The following is a 2,188-nucleotide window of genomic DNA, read 5'->3' as shown; positions in this document are numbered from 1 at the left end:
ACGCTGGGCTATCTGAGCCCCGTGGAGTTCGAGGAACAAGCTATGTTAGCTTAACCTCGTGTCCGAAAAACCGGCAGCAGGCCAAAGCGAGCAGATATATGTCGATACCTCAAGTGTGGTCGCGTCGTCATGCATTGCAGCGTACTCTACCGTTAGTTTGAAATGCACTGAAAATCAGGGCCAATTGTCGCGAGCTTCTCGTATCGCAATGTCGTGCAATGCGAAGTCCACCGGACAGCCCGCGCCACGGGAGATCCATCGAAATTCGACGGGCCGTCATACTTTTGGTTCTGCGGCTGTGCTCGTGTAGGCCAGTGTAAGGCGGCTAGAATGACGACCGACGGCGGAGGCGAAGGACCCGACTCTCGCTGCCGACATGGATTGAACTTCCTAGGGCGACATGAGGTCGCCGGTCTCATCATGCACCTCGCGGCCCGCCAACGGAGGTACAAAGGCGTAGGCCAACACCAATTCGGTCTCGGCACACTGCAGGTGGGCGTCATGCTTATCGAACGCGTAAGTGATGCCCGGTCGCCGACATGGACCTCATCCGCTTGGGAATCCTCGATAGAGCCCGTTCCTGAGATGCAGTAGACCGCCTCAAGGTGGTTCCGATAATGCATGTTGAGTCGGGCGCCCGGATAGATCCTAGTGATATGGCCATCCCATCGTTCTTGAGAAGCAACCGCGACGTCTGGACCCGTCGGGCTGCCAGCTTCTCCTCATTGAAATCCCTGACGATCATGATTCACCCCTTACGCTGCCGTGTTCATTGTGCTGCCGATCACGCTTTCGATAGCACCCTCGAGGATGTCGAGGCCTTGGCTAAGCTGATCCTCCCCAATAACGAGGGGTGGCAGACACTTCACGACCTCGTCTTTGGGACCAGAGGTCTCGACTATAAGGCCCCTGTGGAAGGCGGTGCTGATGACCTGACGGGCAGTCTCGCCAGACTTGAGATCGATGCCCCGCATCATGCCACGACCCTTGGCTGACACTCGGCTTGGATCGTACTTCTGCGCGATCTGATCAAGGCGGCTCTTCAGCAGGTTGCCTTTCTGGCTGACGGACGCTACCAAGCTGTCCGTTCGCCAGAAATGCTCTAGGGCTACGCGCGCGGTGACGAAAGCGTGGCAGTTGCCGCGGAACGTTCCGTTGTGTTCTCCGGGCTCCCACCTGTCGAGTTGTCGATCAATAAGGACGAGGGCCATAGGCAGGCCATAGCCCGATATCGATTTCGCCATCGTGACGATGTCCGGGCGGAGACCGGCGGCCTCGAAGCTGAAGAACGCATCGGTCCGGCCAACACCCGCCTGAATGTCGTCTACGATCAGCAGAGCTCCGTGTTTGCGCGCAACGGCAGCCACCTTGCGCAGCCACTCCGTGCCGGCGACATTCAGGCCGCCTTCGCCCTGAACTGTCTCGACAATCACCGCCGCCGGAGCGTCCACGCCGCTGGAGGGATCTGAGAGCAGGCGATCAAGGTAATCGGCGGTGTCTACAGCGGATCCAAGATAGCCGTCATAGGGTAGCCGCCTGACGCCGCCAAGCAGCTGGCCGGCGGCCGCACGGTGGTATCGGTTGCCGGTGCAGGAGAGAGCGCCAAGGCTCACGCCGTGAAAGCCGTTGGTGAAGGCTATGACGTTGGAGCGCCCAGTGATCTTGCGTGCTAGCTTGAGGGCAGCCTCGACCGCGTTGGCGCCGGTCGGACCGGGAAACTGTACGACGTAGTCTAGTTGCCGCGGCCTAAGAATCGCCTCGTGGAATTCTCGCAGAAAGGACTCCTTGGCTTCGTTATACAGATCGAGGCCATGGGTGATGCCGTCGCTCGCGATGTAGTCTGCGAGCGCGGACTTCAGCGTAGGCGGATTGTGCCCATAGTTCAAACTCGAGCAGCCCATGAGAAAGTCGAGATAGGCTGTCCCATCTCGCGCAAACAGCTGAGCCCCCCGTGCCCTCGCGAAAACGATGGGAAAGCTGCGAGCGTAGCTGCGCACTTCGGACTCAAGATGATTGAAGATCGGTACCCCTTCGGCGAGGGCCGCCTTGCGGGAGCATGGCCCGGTAGCGAAGCTGCGCTCTTAAGGTCGTCCTTTCGAGCGTAGTTAGCAGCACAGCATGAGCCATGTGACGTTATTGACCGGACCGGAGCGTCGTCGTCGTTGGCGTGAAGAGGATCAGTGCCGGA

Annotated in this window: 2 protein-coding genes; both read right to left on the bottom strand. The window is 59.4% G+C overall.

The features are described 5' to 3' along the window. Nucleotides 1-390: 390 nt before the first annotated feature. Nucleotides 391-492 carry a hypothetical protein gene (locus tag NKH59_RS33210; protein WP_352585864.1) on the bottom strand — a complete coding sequence of 34 codons (102 nt, stop codon included), beginning with the start codon at nt 490-492 and terminating at the stop codon, nt 391-393. Between the two features lie 263 nt (nt 493-755). Beyond that, on the bottom strand, nt 756-2,021 hold the full coding sequence (gene ectB, locus NKH59_RS33205) for a diaminobutyrate--2-oxoglutarate transaminase (RefSeq protein WP_353024447.1): 1,266 nt from the start codon (nt 2,019-2,021) through the stop codon (nt 756-758). Nucleotides 2,022-2,188 lie beyond the last annotated feature (167 nt).

The sequence above is a fragment of the Mesorhizobium sp. M0998 genome, assembly GCF_040318885.1.
In the GTDB taxonomy this organism is placed as follows: domain Bacteria; phylum Pseudomonadota; class Alphaproteobacteria; order Rhizobiales; family Rhizobiaceae; genus Mesorhizobium.
Note: the sequence above shows the minus strand (reverse complement) of the source record. Positions and strands in the feature narration are given on the sequence as shown.